Origin of the sequence: Acinetobacter sp. B51(2017), from assembly GCF_003711395.1 — a bacterium.
Classification (GTDB): Bacteria; Pseudomonadota; Gammaproteobacteria; order Pseudomonadales; family Moraxellaceae; genus Acinetobacter.
Map to the genome: position 1 here is coordinate 156,216 of NZ_PJRJ01000002.1, position 22,574 is coordinate 178,789.

15 protein-coding genes and 1 tRNA gene are annotated in these 22,574 nt (G+C 41.9%); 12 read left to right on the plus strand and 4 right to left on the minus strand.

The annotated features are described in order from the left end of the window. Positions 1-33: 33 nt before the first annotated feature. A complete protein-coding gene (locus CYK47_RS02030) occupies positions 34-2,628 on the minus strand; it encodes a Lon protease family protein (RefSeq protein WP_122898423.1) in 2,595 nt (864 codons plus the stop codon). A gap of 185 nt (positions 2,629-2,813) precedes the next feature. Here CYK47_RS02030 and CYK47_RS02035 point away from each other — a divergent pair, with 185 nt between their 5' ends. The 4 genes from CYK47_RS02035 to rpmE all read left to right on the plus strand — a co-directional run bounded on the left by CYK47_RS02035 (position 2,814) and on the right by rpmE (position 6,907). Next, the gene (locus CYK47_RS02035; RefSeq protein WP_122898425.1) at positions 2,814-4,928 is read left to right on the plus strand and encodes an AmpG family muropeptide MFS transporter; all 2,115 of its coding nucleotides are present in this window, start codon (positions 2,814-2,816) and stop codon (positions 4,926-4,928) included. Positions 4,929-5,015: 87 nt separating this feature from the next. After that, positions 5,016-5,417, plus strand: coding sequence for a lactoylglutathione lyase (gene gloA, locus CYK47_RS02040; protein ID WP_122898427.1), 402 nt, complete (start codon positions 5,016-5,018; stop codon positions 5,415-5,417). A 90-nt stretch (positions 5,418-5,507) separates the two neighbouring features. Continuing rightward, positions 5,508-6,485: a bile acid:sodium symporter family protein gene (locus CYK47_RS02045; protein ID WP_122898430.1), complete on the plus strand. Its 978-nt coding sequence runs from the start codon at positions 5,508-5,510 to the stop codon at positions 6,483-6,485. A 194-nt stretch (positions 6,486-6,679) separates the two neighbouring features. After that, positions 6,680-6,907 (plus strand): 50S ribosomal protein L31, encoded by a 228-nt coding sequence (gene rpmE, locus CYK47_RS02050; RefSeq protein WP_122898431.1) that lies wholly within the window; start codon positions 6,680-6,682, stop codon positions 6,905-6,907. Between the two features lie 72 nt (positions 6,908-6,979). On the opposite strand, the gene CYK47_RS02055 is transcribed toward rpmE, so the two are convergent. From CYK47_RS02055 to epmB, 3 genes are read right to left on the minus strand one after another with little or no spacing between them, the layout of a single operon-like run. Continuing rightward, positions 6,980-9,064, minus strand: a complete 2,085-nt coding sequence (locus tag CYK47_RS02055) for an EAL domain-containing protein (RefSeq protein WP_122898433.1) — start codon at positions 9,062-9,064, stop codon at positions 6,980-6,982. After that, a complete protein-coding gene (locus tag CYK47_RS02060) occupies positions 9,046-10,785 on the minus strand; it encodes a cyclic-di-GMP receptor FimW-related protein (RefSeq protein ID WP_122898435.1) in 1,740 nt (579 codons plus the stop codon). Before CYK47_RS02060 ends, CYK47_RS02055 begins: the two co-directional genes overlap by 19 nt. 12 nt (positions 10,786-10,797) lie before the next feature. Further along, entirely contained in the window at positions 10,798-11,811 is a 1,014-nt protein-coding gene (gene epmB, locus CYK47_RS02065) for an EF-P beta-lysylation protein EpmB (RefSeq protein WP_122898437.1), read from the minus strand. Between the two features lie 343 nt (positions 11,812-12,154). On the opposite strand from epmB, the gene efp reads away from it, so the two are divergent. The 8 genes from efp (at position 12,155) to CYK47_RS02105 (ending at position 22,199) form a co-directional block, all read left to right on the plus strand. Beyond that, positions 12,155-12,724, plus strand: a complete 570-nt coding sequence (efp, locus tag CYK47_RS02070) for an elongation factor P (RefSeq protein ID WP_122898439.1) — start codon at positions 12,155-12,157, stop codon at positions 12,722-12,724. Positions 12,725-12,887: 163 nt separating this feature from the next. Continuing rightward, entirely contained in the window at positions 12,888-14,987 is a 2,100-nt protein-coding gene (locus CYK47_RS02075) for a carbon starvation CstA family protein (RefSeq protein WP_122898441.1), read from the plus strand. 20 nt (positions 14,988-15,007) lie between these two features. Beyond that, complete coding sequence (locus tag CYK47_RS02080) at positions 15,008-15,310, plus strand: YbdD/YjiX family protein (protein ID WP_122898443.1); 303 nt, start codon at positions 15,008-15,010, stop codon at positions 15,308-15,310. 430 nt (positions 15,311-15,740) lie between these two features. Then, positions 15,741-16,679, plus strand: coding sequence for an AAA family ATPase (locus tag CYK47_RS02085; RefSeq protein ID WP_502697044.1), 939 nt, complete (start codon positions 15,741-15,743; stop codon positions 16,677-16,679). Beyond that, entirely contained in the window at positions 16,679-17,581 is a 903-nt protein-coding gene (locus CYK47_RS02090) for a DUF58 domain-containing protein (protein ID WP_122898445.1), read from the plus strand. Before CYK47_RS02085 ends, CYK47_RS02090 begins: the two co-directional genes overlap by 1 nt. Positions 17,582-17,584: 3 nt before the next feature. Continuing rightward, positions 17,585-19,540 (plus strand): transglutaminase TgpA family protein, encoded by a 1,956-nt coding sequence (locus tag CYK47_RS02095; RefSeq protein ID WP_122898447.1) that lies wholly within the window; start codon positions 17,585-17,587, stop codon positions 19,538-19,540. Positions 19,541-19,572: 32 nt separating this feature from the next. Next, positions 19,573-19,649 (plus strand) — tRNA-Val (locus tag CYK47_RS02100). A 312-nt stretch (positions 19,650-19,961) separates the two neighbouring features. After that, a complete protein-coding gene (locus CYK47_RS02105) occupies positions 19,962-22,199 on the plus strand; it encodes an NADP-dependent isocitrate dehydrogenase (RefSeq protein ID WP_122898449.1) in 2,238 nt (745 codons plus the stop codon). Positions 22,200-22,574: the final 375 nt, after the last annotated feature.

Consider the following 22,574-nt stretch of genomic DNA (forward strand, 5'->3'; position numbering starts at 1 on the left):
AAGTGACAAAAAAGCGCCCGTAGGCGCTTTTTTTTATGCTTCTGTTTCAGTGACTTGCTCAATCACTTCTTCGACCGCATTTTGCTTTTTCTTGTCTTTTTTCTTTTTGTTTTTTTTCTTCTTCTTTTTCTTTGGCTCTTCTTCAAACTCGGCACCATCTTCTAAAGCTTGCCAATATTCCAGTTGATCCATCACGGCTGCGAAAATTGAGCCTTTGCTATAACGACCTTTTTTATTTAAGCGACCCACTGGTCGCGCCATTAAAATCTCTAAAGCTTGGGCAATATTATCAATGGCGTGAATATGGAATTGACCTAAATTGACCGCTTCAATCACATCTTTACGCAGCATGAGATGTTGCATGTTTTGTCGTGGAATAATCACGCCTTGTTTGCCAGTTAAGCCTTGCAATTTACACGCATCAAAGAAACCTTCGATTTTCGCATTCACGCCACCAATCGGTTGCACTTGACCTAATTGGTTCATAGAACCGGTAATTGCCCAAGATTGATCAATTGGAATTTGGCTAATGGCAGAGATTAGGGCAGAAAGCTCCGCCACAGTCGCGCTATCGCCATCGACTTGACCATAACTTTGTTCAAAAGCCAAGGCCGCAGAGAAATGCAGGATTTGCTCACGACCAAAATGCGCTTTTAAGAACGATGACATCAACAGCACGCCTTTGGCATGTAAAGAACCACCAAGTTCTACACTGCGTTCAATATCGAGAATATCACCGCCACCTTGATATACCGATGCGGTTAGACGCGACGGTAAACCAAATTCCACGTCAGCATAATGAATTACCGATAAGGCATTGATCTGACCTAAACGATGACCTTTGGTTTCAATCAACTGTGTACCGCGGGTTAAATCCTCCCAATACAACTCACGTAGATAGCCTAAGCGATACTGACGATGTTGTAAGGCCATATTAATATGTTGTTCGGTAACGATTTTGTCCTGCGACTTCTCTGCATGATGATGCGCTTCACGAATCAAATCACCTAAAGTTAAGGCGTGCAATGACAGCGAGCTTTGATCTTCGGCTTGACGGCTAGAATCGGTCAGGAGGGCGGCAAGAGCAGAGCGGTCAAATGGCAGCAACTTATCGCTTTGTACATAATCGGCAATCAGCTGCATATAGGCTTGTTCATTTCTTTCGTTACGTTGTAAGGTATCGGTAAAGTCAGCGCGAATTTTAAATACGCTGCCAAGCTCGGGTTCAACTTCTAAAATTTGATAGTAAATTTCAGGCTCAGCCAACAGCACTACTTTAATGTTTAAGGGAATGGCCGCAGGTTCAATCGAGATACTGCCGGTTAGGGTCAGCATATGCTCGAGCGACGACAGTTTAAGTTGTCCTGATTTAAGTGCACGTTTCAGCCCTTGCCATGCATAAGGTTGCTCGAGCAGTTGTTCAGCTTCGAGCATTAAGAAACCGCCATTGGCACGGTGCAGTGCGCCTGAACGAATTAAGGTAAAGTCGGTGGTGATGGTACCGTGTTGAGTCAGTTGTTCAACATGACCCAATAAGTTGTAATGAGTTGGGAAATCCTCAAACACCACAGGCGCACCACTATTGGCTTTATGTGAAATCACCACATTGGCTTGGTAGCGTGCCGGTACGCGGCTAAAATTACTCGGGCGGAAATCGTCTTCTTCTTGTTCTAAGATAATTTCTACATGAGCAATAATATCGTCAGCATAGTCTTTGAGATATTCTTTAAGACCTGCGACGTCCTTATATTTATTGGCTAAGGCGGTCATACGTGGCATAACCACTTGTTTAGCAATATCGCGGTTTAAGACTTGCACTTTGTCGCGCGCATGATCTTCTAAATCACCCAAATGTAAACCCAAACGATCAAGCTTTTTGTCCATATAGCGCATATTGGCCGCAATTTCATTTTGCTTGTCGTGACTTAAGGTGTCTAAATCTTCTTGAGTCAGTTCAATCAGCTTTTGATCTTTGTATTGTACTGGCACGAAGCAATGTTCATCATCACGCGACACCAACTTAAGATCTAATTCTGCGCCTTCTTTGGTGAGTTCAAGCAGTGCTTGCTGTTGTTCTAAACCCGTTTGTTGACGAATCACTTCAATATGGTTGTGATAGGTTTCGGTGCTAAAACGACGCTCGAGCTGTTTTAAAATGGTTTGCCAATGTTGATGCAATTGCGCCTGAAATTTAGCCGCTTGCCCTGCGGGTAATTCAAGGGCAATCGGTTGGCGTGGCTGTTTAAAGTTATTTACATACACCCAATCGCTTGGCGTTGGCATGTCTTTGGCGTGTTGCTCAAGTAAACGCTTGACCATCGTGCGTTTACCAAGACCCGCGGTACCCACCGCAAAAATGTTATAGCCTGAATACGGCAGTGCAATCCCTGCTTCTACCGAAGCACGCGCACGATCTTGGCCTAAAAAGTTATTCAGCGGCTTAATGCGTTTGGTTGAGGCCGGAATTTTAGCGTAATTGGGAATATGAGTCAGTTGGTCAGACCGTAAACGGGTTTTTTCTAAGGTGTTTTGAATATCATTTTGATCGAAAGCAGACACAAATTCTGCATGAGAGGGTTGTAATTGTTGCTCGCTTGGGGCGTTATTTTGCTCAAGTTTTTCGGTCACTGTATAGAATCCAAAACATAAATAAAAATGGAGTGAGGCTTTAAGGTATATGGGTTAGCCCTATAAATTCAAGCAAAACTACACCTGTACTAAGAAAATATTGATGAAGTTGTAATAAATACAGTTGAAACAGCCTGCATTAAGCGTTTGAATAGCGCTATTCGTTTTACAGAAAATAATAAGCAATGACCACACAATCGACTGGATGGAAATCAGCGTTTGCCGCGTTTTTAGATCGACGTGCGCTGATTATGCTGTTCTTGGGTTTTTCTGCAGGTATTCCCATCCTGCTGATCTTTTCAAGTCTATCGCTTTGGCTGGGTGAAGCTGGCATTAGTAAAAGTGCTGTCACTTTTTTTAGTTGGGCGGCCTTGGGCTACTCATTTAAATTCGTCTGGGCACCTTTAATTGATGAATTGCCACTGCCTTATTTGAGCAAAGCTTTAGGTCGGCGCCGTGCTTGGTTGTTGGTTGCGCAAATTTTAATTATTTGTGCCATTGCGATCATGGCCTTTTCAGATCCAGCTTTAGGGCAAAGTCAGGTTTATCAAATGGCGATTGGTGCGGTATTACTCGGTTTCTCTGCCGCTACCCAAGATATTGTGATTGATGCCTATCGTATTGAATTGGCCGAAACCCAAATGCAAACTGTGTTGGCTTCGACCTATAATGCAGGTTACCGCATTGGGATGATCGTCGCAGGGGCAGGTGCGCTGTTTTTAGCGGCATCATTGGGTACAGCCAAAGGCAACTATATTTACGATGCTTGGAAAATCACCTATTTAGCCATGGCAGCGATAATGTTGGTGGGAATTATCACCACCTTATGTATTCGTGAGCCGAATGTTGCGCGGGTCGAAAAACACTATCAACGTAGCGATTACTACCGTTTAGTACTGGTGTTTTTTGTGGCGGTCACTAGTTTTGTCGTCACTTATATGTATTCAGGTGATGTGGTTACAGGCATTAAAAGTCAATTTGAACTGAGCGATGCTTTTGTATTGTTTAGTTTGGAAAGTCTACGCTTTTTAACTGCGACTGCTGCAGCTTTATTGGTGGGTTCAAGCTTAGTCAAGTTTGGCGCGGTCAATCGTGAAATGGCCTATGCCACTTGGGTCAATCCGATTGCCGATTTCTTTAAACGTTATGGTTTAAAACTCGCATTAGTCTTATTGTTGCTGATTGGTTTTTATCGTATTTCCGACATTATTGCTGGGGTAATTTCCAATGTGTTCTATCAAGACCTGAACTTTAGTAAAGAACAAATTGCCGAAGCAGTGAAAATCTACGGGGTAATTTTTAGCTTAGTCGGTGGCTTCTTAGGTGGTTTGTTGGCACAGCGTTTTAACATCATGAAACTGATGTTTGTTGGGGCAATTTTAGCCTCATCCACCAACCTCATTTTTATTGGTTTGGTCAAATCAGGCGATAAGTTTGATGAGGTTAGGATCAATGTTGGCAGCCAGCAATATGTCAGCAGCGTGGATGAAGTGGGCTATTTTAAGGTCACTGTACCGAGTCAGGCATTTGCTAACAGCAATCAACTGACTGTGCAAGCAAGTGTCAATCAGCAGCAACAGCAGGTCAGTGTTGCCTTGCCTTATTTAAATCAGGCAGCGCATGCGCAAATTCAATTGTTGCCCATTCAAGTCACGCCAGATGCCAGCCAAAGCATTGTGGTACAAGGGCAATTATTTACGGTGGATAGGGCACAGCTTCATCCCGAGCAGCCGGTCATTTTAGGTTTAAATGGCAAAGATTATCCGGCAAAAATGGATGAAAATGGCTTATTTAGTGCAGCGATTCCAGCGCTAGATCTATTACAAAGTCCAACTAAAACAGTGACTGCACGCGCCAATGGATTAGAGGGTCAAGGTATTCAAGCAGCGTCTCATTATCAACTGAGTCCTGCGCAAAGTTTGGATATTGACCTAGAACCGTTGCCTGCGGTGGGGACAACTGAGCAAGTGGAAGTTAGTGGTAAGGTGATTAAACCCTATAGTCATGCATGGTTATACTTTGCCATTATTGTGGATAATTTGGCATCAGGGTTGGCAGGCGCGGCATTTATTGCCTTTTTATCGAGTCTAACCAGTGTTTCCTTTACTGCGGTGCAATATGCGATTTTTAGCTCACTGATGACCTTAACCCCTAAAATTTTGGGTGGTTATTCAGGCACCATCGTGACCAATATTGGCTATCCAAACTTCTTTTTAATGACCACTTTAATTGGCATTCCAATTTTATTGTTGGTGGTATGGGTGGCACGTCTATTAGGCCAGCATCAGCGACAAGGTTAATGACACATAGCGGCAGTTCAAATTGAATTTTTCCCTTGAACTGCCTATAGTGAAGTTTAGAAAATTCAACCAAAAGGATATTAGATCATGCGCATGCTACATACCATGTTACGTGTAGGCAACTTAGAACGCTCATTGGCGTTTTATACTGAGGTGCTTGGTATGACTTTACTTCGTAAACGTGATTACGAAGAAGGTCGTTTTACTTTAGCATTTGTGGGCTATGGTGATGAAGAAAATCATACTGTATTAGAACTTACCCATAACTGGGACACAGACAGCTATGAGCTGGGCAATGCCTATGGTCATATTGCCATTGCAGTAGATGATGCTTATCAAGCTTGTGCAGAAATTAAAGCGCGCGGCGGTAATGTGGTGCGTGAAGCGGGTCCAATGAAAGGTGGTGTGACGGTTATTGCCTTTGTTGAAGATCCTGACGGCTACAAAATTGAATTGATTCAACAAGATTCAAACGCGCGTAATAACTAAGCGTGAGTGGTGTTGATGCTTGGCGTCACACTGTTTAAGCTCAGTCCGCTGTGACTGGGCTTTTTTATATTTATTTATCAAGGATGATCTATGTTAAAGCTTCTCGCACTTGATCGTTTTACCATTTTATTATTTGTGATGGTGATCTTGGCCAGCTTTTTGCCAGTCTCTGGCGCAGCTGCTGAAGTATTTGCTCAGCTCACTACGGTTGCCATTGCGATTTTATTCTTTTTACATGGGGCTAAACTGTCACGACAAGCAGTACGTGATGGTATTTTGCATTGGAAATTACATGGCTTAGTTTTTTTATTTACCTTTGCTTTATTTCCGATTTTAGGTTTAGCAGCCAAACCGCTGTTATTGCCGCTACTTGGCCAAGAGTTGTATTGGGGCTTTTTATTCCTGTGCTTTTTACCCTCTACTGTACAATCCTCAATTGCTTTTACTTCTGTCGCGAATGGCAATGTGGCAGGTGCGGTTTGTAGTGCCTCATTTTCCAATTTAATTGGCATGTTTATTAGCCCAATTTTAGTCAGCGTATTTATTTTAGGGCAAAGTCAGCATAATTTTGACCCAACCCAATCAATCATACAAATTACTTTATTGCTGTTAGTGCCGTTTGTTTTGGGGCAAATCTTGCGTCCTTGGGTGTTTCCTTTAATGCAAAAAATGCCCAAAATCGTTAAAGTGTTTGATCAAGGCTCAATCTTAATGGTGGTGTATGGTGCGTTTAGTAGCGCCGTGGTGGCAGGTCTATGGCAACAAGTGAGTTTAACCACGTTAATGCTATTAATTTTAGTGTGTTCGGTATTGCTCACGCTGGTGATGCTACTGGCTTTATTGATTCCTAAATGGCTGGGCTTTAGTACAGCTGATCAACGTACCATTTTCTTTTGCGGTTCCAAAAAAACCTTAGCCAGTGGCGTACCTATGGCTCAGATTTTATTTATTGGTCAGCCGCTGGGAATGATTGTGTTACCGATTATGATTTTTCATCAAATTCAATTGATGGTCTGTGGCATTCTCGCTAACTACTGGGCGAAACACGCTCAAGCATCTCAACAATAAATTCGCTTTTATAACAAGCTTCGCGTATAATACGCGCAGCTTGTTGTGCTTAGCTCTGACGGTATCCGTCTCGGTGGGCCAAAAGAATGGTCTGTTGTGGTGTTGATCTGCTAAGAAATTAGCCATTCCTCAGTATTGAGAGTGATCAACTGCGATGACAGCAAAACCTTCTTAACTTTATGGAGTAATCGACGATGCGCGCCGATATTCACCCAAAATACGAAAACATCGTTGCAACTTGTTCATGTGGTAACGTAATCGAAACTCGTTCTGCGCTTGGTAAAGAAACTATTTACCTTGACGTATGTTCAGCTTGCCACCCGTTCTACACTGGTAAACAAAAGAACGTGGACACTGGCGGTCGTATCGACAAGTTCAAACAACGTTTTGCTGGTATGTCACGTTCTATCAAACGTGGTTAATCCAAAGCGAAAAAAACGAGCCATTGGCTCGTTTTTTTATAGCAAAAATGCGGGCAATGCCCGCATTTTTTTTTAGTCATCCACTGTAATTAAATGATCAAGTTTCTTTTGGAAATAATCGCCTTGGATAAAACGCGCATCCAAATTCCAAGAATTGGCAAATAGCGTCATATCATCTAAACCACGTAAGACAATATCAATCGCTTTAATGTCATAAAACTCTTGTAAGCGTTGCTGTAACTCTGCGGTTTGCGTGTCATTATGCAAGGCGAGGGTTAAGTCATCATGCAAGGTGACGGCACGAAACTCAATTTGTTGTAAAAGCGATTCACTATACATCGAATAGCCAAAATCACGAGCGCTAATGGCAGCACCATGTTCATGTAACAGCGCTGTTTGTTTTTGTGCTTCGGCAAAGTGTGCACTTAAATCTTGCTCAGAGAATTGTAAGCATAACGGATACTGCTCTTTACTGCCGACAATACTCAGTAATTTGGTGACTAAATCAGGCAGACTGGCATCTTCAAGCAACACATGTTTATTTAAGTTGACGATCAGTTTGGCTTTTGGATATTGGGTAATAAAGTTATGCAATTGCTTGCATGCTTCGACCAAAATCCAGCGATCCAGTTTGATTGAAAGTTCAGGCGCTGCATCTAAATCGCTTAGGTTTTCTAAACCCACCCAACGGTTTTGATAAATAAAGCCACTGGTGACTTCATAAATATGTAAATCACGATCTTGCTTGTCATACATCTGTTGATATTTTAGGTGAATTTGACCATGCTCTAGATGCTGCTGTAAGGTTTCAATTAAGCTGAGTTCATCTTCTGGATTGCTCTGTTCTAAATTGAGTTCGAGCGCATCTTGACGTAAATTACTTGGCAAGGGTTGTGTAAATGCATCGTTCATGAGCTGCTGTAAATGCGCTTGATCTTCAAATTCACGTTCGATGGTGCGATAACCGATAGTTAAATGCAAAGGATAACTTTGCTGACCGACTGCTAAGAGCTGCGGTTTAAGTAAACTGGTGAGACCAATGAGTTTAGATTCGAGTTTTTCTTTACTCTCAGCTTGCAATACGCTGATGTACACCATTGGCGCAATATCAAAGATAGGCGCATGGGTTTGTTCGTTTAAGAACTCTTTCATGCTGGTGCCATAATCTTGCGGGGTATGCCACGCATATTGCAATGCTTCTACAGGGAAGGAGGCCAACGAAAACAATACCAAGGCATTAAAGCTGGCAGGATGTTGTTGTAAACAACGGTTCACCTGCTGATAGGCCAAAGTGGTTTTGCTCACAGCAACCACATCGCTTTTTGCAGATAAATTGCTGAGCGCAAAAATATGTTCGCCTTGATCAATGCTTAATTGCAATGCATCTTCATATTCTGGGGCTGGTAAAAACTCGAGGTTGAGTGCCGCTTCTTGACCAATCGCAGGGTTGTGGCTTTGAACATTAAAGCGACCTAAGTCTAATTGGCCTTGGCTAATTTTCTTAAATCTAGACTTAAATTCGCTGGTGTATTGTGGCTGTAATACATCCAGCAAAGGTAAACCAATCAAATCATCCAGATCTTGAAAACCAAACAAGGTGAGATATTCAGGATTAGCATGTATATGAATGCCTTCTTGAATAATCGCCACAGGGCGATTACTTTCTTCTACTAAGGCTTGGGCTTGGTTTTGTGCGGTTTCCAGCTCGTTTAACAATTGGGTTTGATTTTGTTGTAGGCGGCTAAAGGCTAAAGCACGAACTAAGCTTAAATAAAAATTATCCGCTTCATTTAAGCTCACCACATCATACACGCCTTTATGTAAATAGCTGCTGTATTGATGGGCTTGATAATCATCTGGACGTAACAATAACACTGGTAAATAAGCTTGGTTTGAGGCATGAATCAAGGCCAATGCTTGTTCTATTTTTAAGTCATAAGCACGACCAAAAATGACCAAGTCCCAAGGTTGTTGCAGCTGTTTTTCAAAGCTTTTTAAGTCATCCAGTAGCAGACCATGCATGTGATGTTCGTGGCTGCCGAGTAAGTCAAAAATGTGGTTAAAGCCGATTTGGTTATCATCAATAATCAGAAGCCGCGTCTGCGTCTGCTTTAACTTTTTTGACAAGAGTGGATTTCTCATTTTAATGTTTCCCATAAATCATGATTGCTTACCTCGTATTGCTTTTTATGAATAAAATTCTCAATGATGGCATGTTGTGCTTCATCCAGAAGTTCGTATTCAAATTGCATAAAACTTTGCGTAATGAGCAATGTTTTCACCAGATAAACTTTAATCTCGGTATTCCCCAAGCGTAAAAAGACAGTTTGTTTTTCTCTAAAAATAGGTAGGCCCGGCAGAATTAAACTGTTTTTGACCAAATCCAGTTCGACGTTTTGCGTCAGCAGGGCAAAATGATAATTGTTGGTGGTATTTTCGTTGCGAATATGCACTGCGCAGGGGTACATATGCTGCGCTAAAATTTCAATGCCTAGCTCTAAAGTTTTTTCTGTGGCCTGTTTAATCCAACGAATCGTGGCACAGCGCCATTGGCTATGGGTGTTTTCTTGCACCAAAATCAGCTCACCCGTTTTTAAGTTTTTAGGCGTTTCACCTGTCCAACGGATGCGGTAACCATTTAAGCTAATATTGATGACATCTGCGGAATAAATTTGCCGGGCTTCACGATCGACAAATTTTGGCTCAGGTGAACTGTTATGACTGTTTTGGCTGCCAAATAGACTGGTAGTGTTTTGCAGCTTATAGCCATGATTCAGCTCTAAGGTTTCATAGAAAGCTTTACCTTTCGATAAATAAAAATGTGCTACAGCCAAGCTAAAGCAAATTTGTAGGGGTGCCGAATAGTCATAACGCTCAGAACGTCGCCCAGTTTGATTACTTAATAAATTTTGAATATGAAAGTGTAGAGCTGGCGTGAGCAGATTTTTTTCATTACTTGATAAATATTCACTTTGTTTACGTTGTAAATCACTAAAATGTTCTAATAACTTTTGGGTCGCAATATAAATATTAGGATTTAAGCTTTTGGCATGATTGTTGTTATACATGGGAGGATGATCTTGCTGAGTATCGACCGCATAACGTGACAGTGTAGTTTCTTTGGGTAACACTTGTACTAAACGCGCCCAATCGACACTACATAAATACAGGGCTTGAATTTCTGTTGGACGAATTTGATGGGTATTAAACACTTCTAACAAGATTAAACGCGCATAAGCCTGTGCGACAGTGTTAAGTTTATGTTCAGTACCTTGAATATGGTTAATATTGGTTTGATCAAAATGATGTTCAATCGCTAAGGATAGCAGTTGATGGGCAATCAGCCACTGGCCAGGCAGCGGTGCGCTATATAGCATATGTTGCTGATAAAATAAGGCGCTAATTTGCTGTAAGGCATAATAGGTTGCCATAATACGGACAGTGCTTAAGTTACGCTTTTTGCGAAAGGCAAATAATGAAAATGGCTGATGTTGTAATTGTTGGTGACTACGTTTGGCAATATCAATATAAATCTTGCTAAAGTAGCAGCGCAGTAATGTCGCCAGCTCAATAATATGATCATTACGGTCGCTGGAAATTAAGCCTTGGTTTAAAAAGTGCTTTTCTAAACTCAGTAACACGTTTTCTAAGGTAGGATGCAGGGCTTGGATCAAGTCAAAACGTAAAGCCTCTGAGCAATTGAGTTCTGAGATTTCCAATAAAGCATTAAATAAAGTTTTAGACGAATCGCCCAATTGTAAAATAGATAAAGTCGACACCCAATCTTGGACGCCTTGAATACTATGATGGCAAAAACTCAACTTGTCTAATTTAGGTTGAGTCGGGGTCTGAAACAAATCCGAAGCCTGCATCGTCATAATGATTTTAACTCAAAAATTCGTGGTGCCAAAAAGCGGAGTCTTATTCTTCTCACCCGCAATTTCTCGAACAAGTTTAGGAACCAAATAGCCCGGTAGGTTCGCTAAAACATCCTTGTAAATCAGCTCAGTTTGGTCTGGTGTTAAATCAAAATGCTGTGCGCCTTTGACTTTGTCTAAGACATGTAAATAGTACGGCATTACTCCAGCATCAAATAAACGATAACTTAAATTGCTTAAAATTTGTGCTGAGTCATTAACCCCTTTGAGCAAAACTGCTTGATTGAGGACGGTGATTTTATGTTCGATCAATTGTGCAAGTTTATGGCAAGTAAAATCGTCCAATTCAGCAGCATGGTTTGAGTGTACCACTACAATTATGCGTAGCCTACTGTTTTTTAAGATGGAAATGAGTTCATCATCGACACGGTTGGGAATCACAATCGGAACGCGTGAATGAATTCGCAAAAATTTTAATTGTTGAATACTCGATAGCCGTTCAATCCATTCACCTAATTTACGATTGGACAAGGTCAGTGGGTCGCCACCACTAAAAATCACCTCATTGATCTCAGGTTGGCTTTCAATATATTGCTTAATATTGAGCCAATCTTGATTTTTGGGTAGGTTTTCTTGATAAGGAAAATGGCGGCGAAAACAATAACGACAATGCACCGCGCAAGCCCCTGTTAAGGTAAGCAAAAAACGACTTTTATATTTATGCAATACACCCGGTTGTTGATTGGCATCTTCTTCGCCTAAAGGGTCGGTGACAAAATCAGGATGTTCTTTTAACTCTAAATGGTGCGGCAGCACTTGTAAGAGTAAGGGATCAAAAGGATTGCCCACTTGCATTTTGGCGACAAAAGCACGCGGCACACGTAATTTAAAGCTTTGAGCGGCCAGATGTGCACCGCCCAGTAAATCTTGAGGCAGTTGAAGCAGCTCAAGCAATTCTTGTGGGTCGGTAATTAAATCACTCAGTTGTGATTGCCAGTTTTGCTCTTGATATAAATAGTTTATCATGCCAGATGTTTAAAATAATGCTCAGTAAGATGGGAGTGCAGAGCGTAATTTTGCTTAAAAATAGCGCACAAATTACGTTCTAAAGACACCAGAGCGGCTAAAAAAACGCTGCACTTTTTTAGTCTGTCGCTAAAGTATGCGATAATTCTACCGATAAGCGGGGAAGGGATAAACTATAGTTTTGTCCTGTCCGTGCGTAAGATAAGCAGTCATGGCATAAAAAGGCGCAAATTTTCTGTTGATTGAAATTAATCCACAGTAGAATGAGCCCCTCGTGCCAAGTGCGATGTAAATTGCTTTTAGCATTTATAGATTTAATTAGTTAGTTTGGAGTGAGCCAGTCATGGCCTATTATTCTACGAATGATTTCAAGTCAGGCCTTAAGGTTATGCTTGATGGCAACCCATGTTCAATCATGGAAAACGAATACGTAAAACCAGGTAAAGGCCAGGCTTTTAACCGCGTTAAATTACGTAACTTAAAATCAGGCAAAGTGTTAGAAAAAACATTTAAATCTGGTGATTCTTTAGAAGCTGCTGACATCCAAGAAGTAGAAATGAACTACTTGTATAACGATGGCGAAATGTGGAACTTCATGGACCCAGTATCATTTGAACAAATCGCTGCAGACAAAGTTGCAATGGGCGATGCGGCAAAATGGTTAAAAGACGACTCTAACGAACTTTGCACGATTATGCTTTGGAACGGTGTTCCATTGTCAGTCAGCGCGCCAAACTTCGTGGTATTAAAAATCGTTGAAACTGATCCAGGTGTACGTGGTGATACTTCTGGCGGTGGGGGTAAACCAGCTAAATTAGAAACTGGCGCTGTGGTACGTGTACCATTATTCGTTCAGCAAGAAGAAAGCGTTCGTGTAGATACCCGTACAGGTGACTACCTAGAACGTGCATAATGGTTTAAAAATAGACTATTATCGAAAGGGGTGATTAAAATCACCCCTTTTTTAATGCCAAAGTATAAGAGGAAAACAACAATAAGGAGCGTAGAGTCGCTTTAAACAGCAGACCTCTAACAAATATAAGCTGATTGAATAGCATCATGATATGAGGGATTGAATGGAAACTTTACAACAGAAGATGAGCCTATCTTCTAAAATGATCTGGCTGCTGGTCGCCATTATTGGGGCAGTATCCTTTGGGATTCTCGCCTTAAGTCGTGGTGAGCATGTCAACGCAGTCTGGTTGGTATTGGCAGCAGCCTGTGTCTACAGCATCGCCTACCGTTTTTATAGTTTATTTATTGCCAATAAAGTCTTTGAGCTGAATGCGCGGCGTTTAACCCCTGCACATCGCTTAAATGATGGTTTAGATTATGTACCGACCAATAAAGGGGTATTGTTTGGCCATCATTTTGCCGCCATTGCTGGTGCAGGTCCCTTAGTCGGCCCAATTTTAGCGGCACAGATGGGTTACCTACCTGGCACCATTTGGCTGCTTGTGGGTGTCGTGCTTGCCGGTGCAGTGCAAGACTTTTTGGTTTTATTTATCTCAACACGCCGTGACGGTCGATCTTTAGGTGAAATGGCCAAGCAAGAACTGGGTACCTTTGCGGGTATCGTGGTGATGCTCGGTGCACTGGGGGTCATGATTATTATCTTGGCGGTGTTGGCCTTAGTGGTGGTCAAAGCACTCACCAATAGTCCGTGGGGCGTGTTTAGTATTGCAGCCACCATTCCAATTGCCATTTTTATGGGCATTTACATGCGTTTTATCCGTCCGGGTAAAATCGCCGAAGTATCGATTATTGGCTTTGTGTTAATGATGGCGGGTATTATTTATGGTGAAAATATTGCCCAGCACCCTTATTGGGGACCACTGTTTACTTTAACCGGTACAGAACTGACTTGGGCACTCATTATTTATGGCTTTATTGCTTCAGTCTTACCTGTATGGTTACTGCTCGCACCGCGTGATTATCTGTCTACCTTCTTAAAAATTGGGGTGATTGCAGGTTTAGCCATTGGTATTGTGTTTGCAATGCCTGAAATGAAAATGCCTGCCTTTACGCAGTTTGTTGATGGTACTGGTCCTGTTTTTGCAGGTTCAATGTTCCCATTCTTATTTATTACCATTGCCTGTGGTGCAATTTCAGGTTTCCATGCCTTAGTTTCTTCAGGTACAACGCCAAAACTGGTGAATAACGAACGCGATATTCGTATCATTGGTTATGGTGGTATGTTAATGGAGTCTTTTGTCGCGATTATGGCCTTAATTTGTGCCACGATTTTAGATCCAGGGATTTATTTTGCCATTAACTCCCCAGCAGCATTATTAGGGACGACGGTAGAATCCGCTTCAGAAGCAGTACGTAACTTAGGTTTTGTGGTCACCCCTGAAGCCTTAACCTTACTGGCACAAGAAGTGGGAGAAAGTACCATTTTATCGCGTACTGGTGGTGCACCAACCTTTGCCATTGGTATGGCGCATATCATTACGGAAATCTTTAACAGCCGTGAAATGATGGCATTTTGGTATCACTTTGCGATTTTATTTGAAGCTTTATTTATTTTAACTGCAGTAGATGCGGGTACCCGTGCTTGTCGTTTTATGGTGCAAGATACAGTAGGTATTGTGGTACCTGCGGTAAAAAACTCATCAAGTTTTGTGGGTAATTTAATTGGTACTGCGGTCGCTGTTGCAGGTTGGGGCTTCTTTGTTTATCAAGGTGTGGTCGATCCTTTAGGAGGGATTAACAGCTTATGGCCACTATTTGGTATTGGTAACCAAATCTTGGCAGCCATGGCACTGATCTTAGGGACTGTGATTTTATTTAAGATGAAAAAACAAAAGTATGTGTGGGTGACGATTGTGCCAACCATCTTCTTGTTTATTACTTCGATGACCGCAGGTTGGCAAAAGATTTTCCATGAAAACCCTAAAATTGGCTTCTTGGCACAAGCAGAGCGTTTTAATACAGCCATTGCCAATAATGAAATTTTAGCGCCAGCAAAAACTGTAGCAGAAATGCATACCGTGGCTTTATCCAATCAAATTAACGCGGGTCTTTGTGCCTTCTTTATGATTGTGGCATTTGTGATGTTATTTGCTGCTGTTGGTGTGGTACGCCGTGCGCTTGCCAATCCACATCCAAGTGTGAATGAAGCAGAGGCGATTTATCGCGATCCTGAAGAGATTAAGCCACAAGCGCATCATTAAGCCTTGCTTGGGAGGAATACATGAAGCTAAAATTTGCCAAAAGTGGCAAAACGGTGATTTATAAGATCATTAAAATGACCGTGATGTCGCAAAAAGATTTAATTTTAAATCCAAAAAACTGGTCGCGTATAGCGACACTTTGGCAGCGTTTACAGCAAAGTTTTCGTTTAATGGTGGGCGTACCAGATTATGAAAATTATGTAAAACATATGCAGCAGCACCATCCAGATTTAACCCCAATGGATGCCAAAACTTTTTATCGTCATTGTGTAGATGCACGTTATCCATCAGCGGGTGGCGGTATGAAGAAATGTCCGTGCTAAACCTGTATTAAATCAAAGCGCCTTTCGAGGCGCTTTTTTATCAAATCGAAATTGATTTTTGTAGGATGGGCGGCCGTCTTTCAATGCAAAGATATTTTAGACTCTTTGTGTAAAATAAAAAATATGAAATGCAAAAGCTCGAAGCAGTTTATGTTTGAAGCTGACTTATGCTGTGAAGAAGTGCTGAAAATGCCTTATACACCCTAATTTTATCTTACGTTTCATCATCACAATGATCATATTGAGTCATTGCCTAAAGCCTAAATTTACACAAAAATCCTGCACCTTAGTGCCATATACCGATATAAAAGTATGCCATTAGGGTTGGCTTTCAATAGCCTAAGTTTAATGTTCACGATTAATCACTTTAGAAAAGCTAAAAAAGGCGTTATGTTAATAAAACACTATTTTTAATTGGGGATAAAAATCAGTGATTTGGGGCACACAAAAAACCACGACTATTCAGCCGCTCACTACAAAATTACAGCAACAGAAAATTGCTGAATTTTTACAGCAGCTTAACCACATGATTTTAGATAAATCAAAACAAACCCAATTGGCACTTACTTGCTTATTGGCGGGTGGGCATGTGCTGTTTGAAGACCTACCTGGGCTGGGAAAAACCACACTCGCCAGTAGTTTGGCACATTTAACAGGCTTAGATTTTCAACGTATTCAGTTTACCAACGACATGCTCGCCAGTGATGTGATTGGCATTAATATGTTTAACCAAAAAACACAACAGTTTGAATTTAAACAAGGGCCGATTTTTAGCCAAATTCTATTGGCAGATGAGATTAACCGCTGTAGCCCAAAAACCCAAAGTGCTTTGCTCGAAGCAATGGAAGAAGGTTATGTCAGTGTTGATGGCGTGCGTTATGCCTTACCGCAACCTTTTTGGGTAGTAGCGACGCAAAATCCATTGTTTCAAAGTGGCACCTATGCCTTGCCTGAATCGCAGTTAGATCGTTTTTTAATGCGTTTATCTTTAGGTTATCCATCACGTCAAGCAGAGGGTTTGTTATTACAACAAAGCACGCGCCAAGTGCTGTTGTCACAACTACAAGCGGTGTTTAGTCCAGAAGAAATTCTGGCGCTTAAAACACAAGTCGATGAAGTGCATTTAAGCCAAGCGATGATTGAGTACTTGCTCGATTTAGCTGCGGTGACGCGTAAAAACAGACAGGGCCTATCTACGCGAGGTATCTTGGCACTCAAAAAAGCGGCACAGGCCTATGCTTTAATTTGCCAACGTGATTTTGTCAGTGCAGATGATGTACAAGCCGTCTTTAGTGCAGTGGTTGCCCATCGTTTAAACCTCAGTGAAGCGCAGGCCGAGGCGCTGTTGCAGCAAGTTAAGGTGAGTTAATGCGCGCGCAATGGCAACGATGGGCCGAACGGCGTTTTTTATGGCAAGGTCATAAACTGCTCAAACAAAAAGATGTTTTGGTATTTGTATATCGACCGGGCTACATTTATGTGGCGTTAATCCTGATTACCTTTGTGGCAGGGGTGAATTATGCCAATAACTTAATCTTGGCTTTTTGCTTCTTAATCAGCAGCTTATTATGTATTAGTTTTTATTTGGCCTATCGTCAGCTCAAAGGTTTAGAGATTACCTTAGATTATGATGACGTTGGGCAAGTTGGGCAGGCAGTCGAACTGATCGTGACCTTAAGCCAAACTCAGCCGCGTGAACGTTATTTAAGTGTGAATGTAGGACTAGAAAAACAATATCTACACTTACAGCACAGCAGTCAGCAATTGCGTTTTCATTTTTATCCTGCACAGCGTGGTGCATTTTATTATCCTGATTTAAGTTTAATGTCGATGTATCCGCTGGGCTTGGTGCGTGCATGGACGCATTTGTATTTAAAGCAGCAGCTTATCACTTGGGTGGCACCACAAGCTGTGATCCAGCCTCACCAGCAACAGAGCATGTTAGAGGCAGGCATGGATGAATTTTATGAACTGAAAAATTACCAATTGGGAGATAGTTTAACTTACGTGGCATGGAAACAACTGGCACGTGGACAAGGCATGTATATTAAACAATTTGCTCCCCATGCTGAGCAGCAACAGTTACTCATTGATTATGCTGCACTTGGCATGCATGACCATGAGCAAAAACTAAAAGTAATGATGGGTTTAATAGAACAATGTGAACAACAACAGCAGCCTTATGCCATTAAACTGCCTCAGCAGCAGCTTAGTCTAGGTTTGGGTGAGGCACAGCTACAACAAGCTAAACGCTTGCTGGCGGAGGCTTAAATCATGCCAGATACGATCCGCAACAGTATTATCATGAGCTTGTTGTTATTACTGTGTGCTCAAGTTTTATTTTTGCCCAAGCTCTTGGTGGCGTTGTTAATTAGCTTATTGTTGTTATTTTGGTTAAGTAGTAAAAAATCCTATCGCGTGCCCAAGAGTATCAATTTTGTGGCGATGGTTATGGCACTCGCCCTAATTTATAGCCAGCAAGGCACATTTTTTGGGGTCGAAGCTGGGGTTGCCATCTTAACCAGCTTTTTGTTTGCCAAAGTGTTAGAAAGTCACAATAAGCGTGATTGGATTGTGGTCTTTAATTTTGCCTTATTTGTGAGTGCCAGTAGCTTTTTATATAGTGCCAGTGTCTGGATGACGCTGCTGGTCATACTCTGTTTACTCAGTTGTTTGGTTGGTTTATATCGTTTACACCAGTTAAATTTTAACACCAAGCCCAGTACTCTTCTGCAAGATGCTAAGCAGATGAGCAAATTATTGCTTTATGCAGCGCCGTTCTTTTTGATTTTATTTATTTTCTTTCCACGCTTACCGCCACTTTGGCACATGCCGATTGCCAACTCACAAGCCACAACAGGCTTGAGTGAGCAAATGGCGCCAGGGGATATTGCCAATTTATCGCAATCGAGCGCCTTGGCGTTTCGCGTGGTGACGGCAATGGATCAGTTGCCGCCACAACAGGACTTATATTGGCGTGCCATGGTGCTGGATCACTATGATGGGCAAAGGTGGTCTGCCGATCCGAGTAACCAGCAAGCCTTAATGCGTCCGCGTGGACAGGCGCTGACAGGTTTGCGTTATCAATATTTAGCAGCTGATAGTAAAGCGAAATGGGTGATGGGGCTTGAATATTCGCAGCCTTTACAACGCGGTTATTATATTCAGCAAGATGGCGCGATTCGCGTGGCGCAATCTACTAATACCCCGATACTCAATCTCGTCTGGTTAACTGAGCCGCGTGCCCAAGCGGTGTATCCCGCCATATTAGATAGAAATCGCAGTTATCGAGCAGAGCAAGATCAACTCGCCCAGCAACTCGCTCAGCGTCTTTATCAAGCCAGTCAAGCCGATACATCAATCTATATACAACAGGTTTTGGCATGGTATGAGGCACAAGGTTTTCAATATAGCCTAAGTCCTGGTCGTTTACAGGGCGATCATATTGAAGACTTTCTATTTCGTAAAAAAATCGGCTTTTGTGAGCACTATGCCTCTAGTTTTGTCATGCTGATGCGTTATGTGGGAATTCCCGCGCGGGTGGTCATTGGTTATCAAGGTGGGCAGGCTGCCCCAGATGGGCAAAGTTGGGAAGTGCGTCAACAAGATGCGCATGCATGGAGTGAGGTTTGGCTGGATGGACGCTGGCAGCGTATTGACCCAACCGCAGCAATTGCGCCTGAACGTATTCAACAAGGGATTCAAAATAGTCTATGGCAGCAACAATCTGCCTTTAAACAGCAACAACTGGCATGGACGAGCCGCTTACATATTTGGAGCGATTTTGTCAGTTATCAATGGCAAAGTAAGGTGGTGGGCTACGACCAAACGAAACAACTGCAGTGGCTAGGTAATTTCGGATTAACGACACCGCTGCGTTTGATGATCGTTGCGATAGTGGCAATATTTACCCTAGTAGCAAGCTTATTTTTACTACGCTGGCTGCGATATTATTCCCAACAATCCAGCTATGAGCGCCAATTACTGGCATTTGAGCACAGTTTAAGCGCTGATTTAAAAAAACATAGCTTTGAAAGTTCAGCCGCATGGTTAGAGCGTTTAAGCCATCATGTGACAGGTGAATTGGCAGTATTTTTAGTAGAGCTTGCTTATTACGATCGACACTATCGCTATGCACAGCATAAAACTCAGCCTGCCCCAGCACAACTTAAAATTATGCTTAAAAAATGTGCATTTGAACTTAAAATAAAGCATAAGCCCTTGTCTTAACTGAATTGTTTCGATTAAGATACGCACACTATAGGTGTATAGCTCAGTTGGTTAGAGCGCTACGTTGACATCGTAGAGGTCAGCAGTTCGAGTCTGCTTATACCTACCAAGATTTTAAGAAACCACGCAATCGCGTGGTTTTTTTATGGCTTGAAAAAATCAGCGCAACGAAATTTAACGAAGTTGATTAATTGTTGCATATTTTTTGTACATATTTGGGTAAATCTCGCCTAGAATAGGGGCGGTATAAAATTGCCAAAAAGATGTATAAATTTTCAGCGAAATCGCAATCTAAAAGGATATTTCGTTGACTGAAAAGCCGTGAAGAACGATACTCTCAGGGTTTTATTTAAGCAAACCGGTTCGTAGGGGCTGTGCCACAAGCTTGGCCCTTAAAAACACAATCCAAAAGGGGATATATATGGCTGGTGAAAAGTCAAAAATCATTTACACATTAACTGATGAAGCACCCTTATTAGCAACTTACTCGCTATTGCCTATCATCGAGACTTTTACTAAGCCTGCTGGCGTTGAGATTGTTAAAAAAGACATCTCTGTTGCAGCTCGTGTACTTGCAGAATTTTCAGAATTTTTAACTGAAGAGCAAAAGGTTAATGATAACCTTGCTGAACTTGGTCGTTTGACTCAAGATCCAAGCACAAACATCATCAAGCTACCTAACATCAGTGCTTCTGTTGCACAGTTAACAGCATGTATCAAAGAGCTTCAATCTAAAGGTTTTGCGATTCCTAACTATCCAGAAAACCCAACGACTGAAGAAGAAAAAGCACTGAAAGCACGCTTTGGCAAATGCTTAGGTTCTGCAGTAAACCCAGTGTTACGTGAAGGTAACTCTGACCGTCGTGCGCCTACAGCGGTTAAAAACTACGCGAAGAAAAACCCGCATTCTATGGGTGAGTGGAAACAGTGGTCACAAACTCATGTTTCTCACATGCAAGAAGGCGACTTCTACCATGGCGAAAAGTCAATGACTTTAGACCGTGCGCGTAATGTGAAAATGGAGCTTATCACGAACGCAGGTGAAACGATCGTTCTTAAGCCAAAAGTAGCATTACAAGATGGCGAAATCATCGACTCAATGTTCATGAGCAAAAAAGCACTTTGCGATTTCTATGAAAAAGAGTTAGAAGATTGTAAAGAAGCGGGCATCTTATTCTCTTTACACGTTAAAGCGACCATGATGAAAGTTTCACACCCGATCGTTTTTGGTCACTGTGTGAAAATTTACTACAAAGAAGCATTTGAAAAACACGCGAAATTATTCGACGAGCTTGGTATTAACGTAAACAATGGTATGGCAGGTCTTTACGAGAAGATCGAATCTTTACCAACATCATTACGTGAAGAAATCATTGCTGACTTACACGCTTGTCAAGAACACCGTCCAGCGTTAGCGATGGTTGACTCAGCTAAAGGCATTACGAACTTCCATTCTCCAAACGACGTGATTGTAGATGCTTCTATGCCTGCAATGATCCGTGGTGGTGGTAAAATGTGGGGTGCTGATGGCAAACCTTACGACTGTAAAGCAGTCATGCCTGAATCTACGTTTGCGCGTATTTACCAAGAAATGATCAACTTCTGTAAGTGGAACGGTAACTTCGACCCACGTACCATGGGTACTGTACCTAACGTTGGTTTAATGGCGCAAAAAGCGGAAGAATACGGTTCACACGACAAGACTTTCGAAGTTCCAGCATCAGGTGTGGCAAACATCACTGATATCGACACTGGCGAAGTGTTAATGTCACAAAACGTGGAAGAAGGCGATATCTGGCGTATGTGTCAGGTGAAAGACGCACCAATCCAAGACTGGGTGAAACTTGCTGTAACTCGTGCACGTAACTCTGGTATGCCAGCAATCTTCTGGTTAGACCCGTACCGTCCACACGAAAACGAAGTAATCAAGAAAGTACAAAAGTACCTAAAAGATCACGACACAGATGGTTTAGACATCCAAATCATGTCACAAGTGCGTGCAATGCGCTTTACGCTTGAACGTGTTGCGCGTGGCTTAGACACGATTTCTGTAACAGGTAACATCCTACGTGACTACTTAACAGACTTGTTCCCAATTATGGAATTGGGTACTTCTGCGAAGATGTTGTCGATCGTGCCGCTAATGGCGGGCGGTGGTATGTACGAAACAGGTGCGGGTGGTTCTGCGCCTAAACACGTACAACAGCTTGTTGAAGAAAACCACTTACGTTGGGATTCTTTAGGTGAGTTCTTGGCACTTGCAGTTTCTTTAGAAGAAATGGGTATTAAAGAAGACAACGCGAAAGCGAAACTTCTTGCGAAAACTTTAGATGCTGCAACTGGTAAATTGTTAGACAATGACAAGTCACCATCACGTCGTACTGGCGAACTTGATAACCGTGGCAGCCACTTCTACCTAGCGAAATTCTGGGCTGAAGAACTTGCAAACCAAGATCAAGACGCTGAGCTTAAAGCACAATTTACTCCACTTGCAGAAACTTTAGCTGCAAATGAAGAAAAAATTGTAGCTGAGCTTGCTGAGGTTCAAGGTAAATCTGTAGACATCGGTGGTTACTACGCGATTGATACAGCGAAAGTAGATGCGGTGATGCGTCCAAGCGCAACATTAAATGCTGCTTTAGAAACAGTTCAAGCTTAAGTTTGAATGAAATAAAAGGCCGGTGCATAGCACCGGCCTTTTTTTATGAAAACTTTTTCGTGTGGTGATAATGCTTGAAGCTGAGCTTTTATATCGGTATAAACATTGTAAAAAGTAGTCAAATTAACAGTATAGCGCTGTTGTTAAAGATAATAATTGGGGCAATATAGAGTTTAAGCAGGCTGTATTTTGCAGCATACTGCACAAATTAAGTGCAACATAAAAATACCATGACTCAAATAAAATTTGGTAGTGTCAAAATCTAACGTGTTTTTGTAGAATAAATTATCACTAAAACAAGTAAAAAATATCCAATATGATCATCGAAACCACTACTTATCTTTGTACACGTTGCCAATCGCCGAATATCTTTAA

What these genes read in the sequence shown, in the direction of transcription:
- CYK47_RS02035 (WP_122898425.1), top strand. Translation starts at nt 2,814, where the DNA reads ATGACCACACAATCGACTGGATGGAAATCAGCGTTTGCCGCGTTTTTA.
- gloA (WP_122898427.1), top strand. Translation starts at nt 5,016, where the DNA reads ATGCGCATGCTACATACCATGTTACGTGTAGGCAACTTAGAACGCTCA.
- CYK47_RS02045 (WP_122898430.1), top strand. Translation starts at nt 5,508, where the DNA reads ATGTTAAAGCTTCTCGCACTTGATCGTTTTACCATTTTATTATTTGTG.
- rpmE (WP_122898431.1), top strand. Translation starts at nt 6,680, where the DNA reads ATGCGCGCCGATATTCACCCAAAATACGAAAACATCGTTGCAACTTGT.
- CYK47_RS02055 (WP_122898433.1), bottom strand. Translation starts at nt 9,064, where the DNA reads ATGGGAAACATTAAAATGAGAAATCCACTCTTGTCAAAAAAGTTAAAG.
- CYK47_RS02060 (WP_122898435.1), bottom strand. Translation starts at nt 10,785, where the DNA reads ATGACGATGCAGGCTTCGGATTTGTTTCAGACCCCGACTCAACCTAAA.
- epmB (WP_122898437.1), bottom strand. Translation starts at nt 11,811, where the DNA reads ATGATAAACTATTTATATCAAGAGCAAAACTGGCAATCACAACTGAGT.
- efp (WP_122898439.1), top strand. Translation starts at nt 12,155, where the DNA reads ATGGCCTATTATTCTACGAATGATTTCAAGTCAGGCCTTAAGGTTATG.
- CYK47_RS02075 (WP_122898441.1), top strand. Translation starts at nt 12,888, where the DNA reads ATGGAAACTTTACAACAGAAGATGAGCCTATCTTCTAAAATGATCTGG.
- CYK47_RS02080 (WP_122898443.1), top strand. Translation starts at nt 15,008, where the DNA reads ATGAAGCTAAAATTTGCCAAAAGTGGCAAAACGGTGATTTATAAGATC.
- CYK47_RS02090 (WP_122898445.1), top strand. Translation starts at nt 16,679, where the DNA reads ATGCGCGCGCAATGGCAACGATGGGCCGAACGGCGTTTTTTATGGCAA.
- CYK47_RS02095 (WP_122898447.1), top strand. Translation starts at nt 17,585, where the DNA reads ATGCCAGATACGATCCGCAACAGTATTATCATGAGCTTGTTGTTATTA.
- CYK47_RS02105 (WP_122898449.1), top strand. Translation starts at nt 19,962, where the DNA reads ATGGCTGGTGAAAAGTCAAAAATCATTTACACATTAACTGATGAAGCA.